The following is a 6,168-nucleotide window of genomic DNA, read 5'->3' as shown; positions in this document are numbered from 1 at the left end:
ATTATGAATCGCTATCTTATTGTATTATAAGATTATTAAGCCGAGCTTTTCTGGAATGACTCGTTTAGCTATTCCTGCTATTTATGATTTAGATCAATAATCAAAATTACACATTCATAGATAGTTACTGCACGTTACGAAATAAGTTATCAAACCAAAATTTTCAACGTTAATAGTGAATTATTTCAGATATAACAAGACGTTGTATCTTCCCGCCAGGATAGCGCCCTTACTTTATTTTTTCTTGTAGTGATGATGAGAGCTTTAAAATGAAATATTTAAATACAACAGCTATCGCTGTTTTTGGTTTTGTGTTTGCTGGTTCAATGAATACTGCAAATGCTGCGGAAGTAAACATAAACCTTGACGATAACGTCAATAATCCAGGTGCTCACATTCAAATTCAGGGTACCGATAAATCCGCCTATAACCTTGATAACATCGAGGGGAGTAACATTAAGCAAGACGGGCAAATCTATAACCTTCAGGGCGATATTGACAGAGCAAATACAGCTATTAATAAAGCACAAGATACAGCTAACACCGCTCAAGATGGCGTAAATGCTAACACTCAAGCTAACGCTATCCTTAATCAGAAAGTCAACGATTACAAAGCAGATCAGACAATCACTGATAACAAACAGAATATATTGATTGATAACACTAATAATAAAGCAGACGCGGCTTTACAAGGCGTTATTACTAACGGTCAAGCAATCATTGATACAAACACGAGAGTAGATAAAACTGACATCACCGCGACCAATGCGAACAACAAAGCAGACGCCAACACTCAAGCGCTAGCAAGTAAGGTCGATAAAAGCATTTTCAACGCCGATCAGGATAGACAAGATCAAGCACTTCAGGATGCCTCTGGCAAAGCGACTCAGGCATTTAATACGGGCGCTTATGCGCAATCTTTAGCTGTCGATGCACAAACGGTAGCCGCAGCGAATAAAGCTGCTGTTGCTACCGTTCAGTCACGCCAGCAAACACAGGAAGCGACGATTCAGAATCACAGCGCACAATTAGCGAATCATGAATCACGTATTACTGCGTTAGAGAGTCAAAATAACGCTAAGTTCTCTTCTCTGGAGAATCAGCAGAATGAGGATCGCAAGGAATATCGTGCTGGTATCGCTGGCGCTGCTTCTCTTGCTGGTTTGCATTACGTTGATACAGATAACGCGGTTGCCGTCGGTGCTGCCAACTTCAAAGATGCGCAAGGTTATGCAATCGGCTACCGTCATAAGTTCGCTGAGAATGTAGCTGCTACCCTCTCTACATCAGGTACATCCAACGGCAATGAAATTGTTGCGGCGTCCGCATCTTACGGATGGTAATGTTACAGTATTAAAATAAAATGCCAGTGAGCTAAAAAAATCGCCCATGAGTTTTAATCAGCTGGCTATAACTCAATACATTGCTGCTCGCAAAGAAAATGACAAAGTACATTTTTATCTCCGTTGTTTTGTATCTCACTTTTATTTTATTAGGGATATGGATCGGCTTGATGTTAGGCACCTATATTTATAATTGCAATTACTGAGGCAATAATGAAAAAGTTAATGATGATAGCGGCAGTATTATCTCTTGCTGCGTGTTCCTCACCAGCGCAACGGATGGCGGATTGTCAAAGCAAGGGGGTGAGTAAAGATGCTTGTTATATTGCAGAGCAAAACCGCACTACAGCCATTAACGCTGCTGCAGAAAAACAGGCTTTGGAGAATGCTGCTCAACTTGCACAATCAGCACATAAGCCTTTTCCTGAAGGCTGCACTCAGGTTATGGATGCTGCGGGTCGTTGTGACAGCAAGCCTGCCAAAGCAAGCGGCGATGTTAAACAGTTTTCAGGTGAAGCGGATCGCGTTATGAATAAGCCAATCTCTGATGCTGCTGAATATCTGCTTTCGAAAGGCTGGAAGCCAAATAAGGGTTTATGGCACAAGGGTAGCTATATTATGCAGCTGGTTGTCGAGAAAGAGAGAGTTGTAAACGCACAATTATCAAAAATGTGATCTTAGCACTACGCTCCCTCCTGATAAGATTTACATAGCCCCATTTGTATGGGGCTTTATTTAAGCTCATGACTAAATACAGATTTACTCTAACTGCCACGCCCCGCCATGAATAAGCGATGCTCCTCCCGTCCAGGCAAATAACGCCAGCTCGCGGCATTCGGCATCAGGATAAATACGGCTGCTGAGGCACGCCTCACCTTCGTTAACAAACACTTCCACCGAAGAGCAGTCAAAGAACAGGCGCAGGCTGAGCGCGTCGTTCAGGTTAAGCGCGACGCTTCGGGTACCGCACAGGCCATACTGTGGATAGTGTCGCTCCAGCACCAGGCGCTGCATCTGGGCATCAACATAGAGGCGTAGGCCGTCGCCGAGACGAATGCCGTATTGCTCCGCGCTGCTATTCGTGCAATCCCATTGCAGAATGACCTCCATCGCATCGCAGTGTTCCACCAGCGTCATCTGCTGGTTATTAAGTGTACTTATCGGCCAGGGGAACCACGCCCCGCGCAGGGCTTCAACTTCTCTGGCTGGCCGCATTTGCAGATGGTTATCCGCACTCAGCGTCAGCTCGCGCGGTAAAGAAAGCATACCCGCCCAGCCATCCTGCTGTTCCGGCAGGGGCGATTCCCACATGTCCAGCCAGCCGATAACAATGCGGCGGCCGTCAGGAGTCAGGAAACTTTGCGGCGCATAGAAATCATGCCCGCGATCCATCTCCACAAACTCACCTTCAGGCACAAAGGGCTGACCAGGCTGCCATTCACCTACCAGGTAGCCGCTCTGGAAAAGATTGCGATGATTAAATCCGTCTGCGGTGAGTCCCTGAGGTGAGAACATCAGCACGCGTTTACCGTTGAGGGTAAAAAAGTCCGGACATTCCCACATATAACCCATCTCTTTTTCAGCCACCGCGAGCACGCCCCTGTCCTGCCACTCGCGCAGATCGGCAGAGCGATAAACACGTACCTGGCCCATATCACCTTCCCGCGCACCAACGACCATGTACCACCACGCCCCTTCACGCCATACCTTCGGATCGCGGAAGTGATGCAGCCCGGGCGGTGTATTAATGACTGTCCCGTGCCGCACAAACTGGATGCCGTCACGGCTGGTTGCCAGGCACTGAACCTGGTAGAGATTAGCCTCATCGCCAGGATCGCCGTGGAATTTGTGGCCGGTGTAGATCAGCGCCAGAGTGTCGCCATCCACCACCGCCGAGCCAGAAAAACAGCCGTCCTTGTCGTCAGGTCCTTCCGGTGCCAGCGCAACAGGGAGGTGCTCCCAGTGAACTAAATCCTTGCTGCGCGCATGGCCCCAGTGCATCGGCCCCCACTGGGTCGAATACGGATGATGCTGGTAAAACGCGTGATACCAGCCGTCAAACCACACCAGGCCATTAGGGTCGTTCATCCAGCCAGCTCGCGCAGCGAGGTGGTAACGGGGATACCAGCGCAGGTTAAGCCCTTCGCGTCTGGACTGAAGTTCCTGTTCTGCTTTCGTAATGGAATACGTCATTTCTCTACTCTTTGATCAGATGGTGGAAGGTTCCGGCATGAGCGGGTCAGAAGAGGACTTACCCGAGCGCAACAGGAAGATGGAGATAAACGTGGTGCTGAAGACCAGTAGCCCCATGATGAGATAGGACTGGGCAAAGCCGTATTTCTCATAGCTGTAACCTGCCAGCGGCGACAGCACCGAGGCAATCACCGAGCTTGTACAGGCAAAGCCCACCAGATAGAGGGTGGAAGAGAGTCGCTTATCAAAATGCAGGCTGTTGTATTTAAAGATGGAGACCAGCAAAACGGGCAGCTCAACCGCGTGCAATAGCTTGGTAATGGAGATCAACACCGGTCCCTCAACCAGACCCGATGCCACCATACGCATCGCCATCACCATTCCGGCGAAAATCAGGCCGTTTTTCGCACCGAGGCGATTCACCAGCCACGGGGCGCAAAACATGCCCGCCGCCTCAAGGAAAACCTGGAAGGAGTTGAGATAGCCGTACATGGCGTTTCCTTCCTGCAGCGTCGGGAACTGTGAGGAGAAATAGACCGGGAACTGCTGGTCGTAGACGCCATAAATACAGGTGCCGATAACAAAAAACACCAGCGCCCAGAACCGCGGTAGCGTCAGCAGGCGCAAGGCATCTTCCAGCGTGACCTTACCGCCGGACACCGCCTCCTGCATGGCGTGCGGGGCCGAAGAGACTCTTAGGCGCGCCAGCAAAACAAAAAACACCAGCCCGGCGCAGCTCGCCACCGCAAAGTTCAGCTTCGGGTTAATGTTAAACAGGAGCCCCGCAAAAAAGGTTGCCGCCGCCCAGCCCAGCGATCCCCACATCCTCGCCTTGCCGAACTCAAACTGGCTCTGGCGGGCCACGCGCTCGGTATAGGACTCCAGTACCCCTATTCCGCCGTTAAACGTCAGCCCGATATAAATCCCACCGAAAATACTGCCGAGTAACACGTTAATTTGCAGCAGATAACCAAACATCAGGAAGGCCGGGCCAGAAAGAATGAGCAGGCTGGTCAGAAACCAGAGCAGGTTTTTGCGCAGGCCGAGCTTGTCCTGAATGAAGCCGTAGCAGATTTGCGCGCACAGCGCGGAGACGGACAGCACGGCATAGATGACTCCCGTATCCCCTGCCTTTAACCCCACCTCCTGATGGAGCCAGATAGAGAGCAACGAGCCGGAAGATGACCATGTGACAAAAAAGAAAAACAGTAATGCGCTTAATAAAGGGTAGCTGTGAGAGTGATGCGTTTTCATCATGACATTCTCATATTGGAGTAATGACATTATGGTAACGTTAACATTTATGCTTTCTCATACGGTTTGGCGGAAATTTAAGATGTTAATCACGAAAGTTAACGTTAACATTGATAGAATGAGATCGCGATCAAATATTCATCACTGAATTAAATATGGCCTGGCCTGTGCATCAGCCTTCCTTTTACATCAGCGACTTAGTTGTATACCCTTTCCCGCAGAGCATTAACGGAGTAAGAAAATGGTTTCCCTGAAGGACGTCGCAAAGCTGGCTAACGTATCGCTGATGACGGTCTCCCGCGCGCTGAATAGCCCGGAGCGCCTTAAACCTGAAACGCTGGCGCGCGTTCAGCTGGCTATCGAGCAGACCAGCTACGTTCCTGACCTGTCCGCCAAGAAAATACGCGGCGCGCATGCCTCGCCTAAAACCATAGGCGTACTGGCGCTCGATACGGTGACGACGCCTTTTTCGGTGGAGATCACGCTGTCAATTGAAGAGACGGCCAGAATGCACGGCTGGAACAGCTTCGTGATGAATATGTTTACCGATGACAACCCGGACGCCATTGTCGACCTTCTTCTCTCTCATCGGCCTGACGGAATTATCTACACCACCATGGGGCTACGTCAGGTTCCTCTCCCGGCTAAACTCCTCACCCTTCCCTGCGTGCTGGCCAACTGCGAAAGTGACGGCGAAAAGGTTGCCAGCTATATTCCCGATGATGAACAGGGGCAATATACCGCCGTGCGGGCGTTACTCGCGCAGGGTTATCGACGCCCTCTCTGCCTGCATTTGCCTGCGGGGCATCTGGCCACAACCCGTCGTCGTCAGGGGCTGGAGCGTGCATGCCGTGAAGCGGGGCTCGATCCGGACGGCCTGGCGCACAGCTATATGGCACCCGGCGATGAGCACTATCGCGACATTCCGTCAGTATTGCTGGCTCACATCCTGAATGGCATTCCCCGATTCGACGCGGTTATCTGCGGCAACGATCGTATCGCGTTTATGGTGTATCAGACGCTGCTGGGGCAAGGGCTTCGCATACCAGAAGATGTCGCCGTTATCGGCTATGACAATATGGTGGGCATTGGAGAGTTGTTCCTGCCGCCACTCACGACGGTTCAACTGCCGCACTATGAAATTGGTCGCCTGAGCGCCTTGCATATTATTAACGGTGAAGAGCATCTGGAAACCACGCGCGTAGAAAGTCCATTTTTACTGCGTGATTCCGTTGCGCATGTAACGTAAGCCTGCTTTTTTGCCCATGACCCAAAAACAGGGAGCGTTCCCCTCTTTTTTGCCGTTCGATGGCACGTTTTGTCACACTCTTTTCCGTGTCTTTACACACCGGGTAAACGGGCCATAACCCGCTGTTTT

5 protein-coding genes are annotated in these 6,168 nt (G+C 50.3%); 3 read left to right on the top strand and 2 right to left on the bottom strand.

The window, feature by feature from the left end; translation table 11 throughout:
• Nucleotides 1-269: 269 nt before the first annotated feature.
• Both UR504_RS20575 and UR504_RS20570 read left to right on the top strand, forming a co-directional pair.
• Nucleotides 270-1,343, top strand: coding sequence for a YadA C-terminal domain-containing protein (locus UR504_RS20575; RefSeq protein WP_302235115.1), 1,074 nt, complete (start codon nt 270-272; stop codon nt 1,341-1,343).
• A gap of 213 nt (nt 1,344-1,556) precedes the next feature.
• A complete protein-coding gene (locus tag UR504_RS20570; RefSeq protein ID WP_302235114.1) occupies nt 1,557-2,018 on the top strand; it encodes a hypothetical protein in 462 nt (153 codons plus the stop codon).
• 84 nt (nt 2,019-2,102) lie between these two features.
• Here UR504_RS20570 and UR504_RS20565 read toward each other — a convergent pair whose 3' ends face one another.
• Nucleotides 2,103-3,536 carry a glycoside hydrolase family 32 protein gene (locus UR504_RS20565; RefSeq protein ID WP_136195415.1) on the bottom strand — a complete coding sequence of 478 codons (1,434 nt, stop codon included), beginning with the start codon at nt 3,534-3,536 and terminating at the stop codon, nt 2,103-2,105.
• 15 nt (nt 3,537-3,551) lie between these two features.
• Nucleotides 3,552-4,793: an MFS transporter gene (locus tag UR504_RS20560; protein WP_302235113.1), complete on the bottom strand. Its 1,242-nt coding sequence runs from the start codon at nt 4,791-4,793 to the stop codon at nt 3,552-3,554.
• A 238-nt stretch (nt 4,794-5,031) separates the two neighbouring features.
• Here UR504_RS20560 and UR504_RS20555 point away from each other — a divergent pair, with 238 nt between their 5' ends.
• On the top strand, nt 5,032-6,039 hold the full coding sequence (locus UR504_RS20555) for a LacI family DNA-binding transcriptional regulator (protein ID WP_302235112.1): 1,008 nt from the start codon (nt 5,032-5,034) through the stop codon (nt 6,037-6,039).
• The last annotated feature ends 129 nt before the right edge of the window (nt 6,040-6,168 follow it).

Origin of the sequence: Enterobacter sp. 241F3 (genome assembly GCF_034106785.1) — a bacterium.
GTDB classification, from domain to species: Bacteria; Pseudomonadota; Gammaproteobacteria; order Enterobacterales; family Enterobacteriaceae; genus Enterobacter; species Enterobacter vonholyi.
The sequence above is the reverse complement of the archived record's forward strand: the minus strand, read 5'-3'. Positions and strand labels throughout refer to the sequence as shown.

Coding starts and splice junctions, on each gene's coding strand:
- UR504_RS20565 (WP_136195415.1), bottom strand. CDS start 3,536: ATGACGTATTCCATTACGAAAGCAGAACAGGAACTTCAGTCCAGACGC.
- UR504_RS20575 (WP_302235115.1), top strand. CDS start 270: ATGAAATATTTAAATACAACAGCTATCGCTGTTTTTGGTTTTGTGTTT.
- UR504_RS20555 (WP_302235112.1), top strand. CDS start 5,032: ATGGTTTCCCTGAAGGACGTCGCAAAGCTGGCTAACGTATCGCTGATG.
- UR504_RS20560 (WP_302235113.1), bottom strand. CDS start 4,793: ATGATGAAAACGCATCACTCTCACAGCTACCCTTTATTAAGCGCATTA.
- UR504_RS20570 (WP_302235114.1), top strand. CDS start 1,557: ATGAAAAAGTTAATGATGATAGCGGCAGTATTATCTCTTGCTGCGTGT.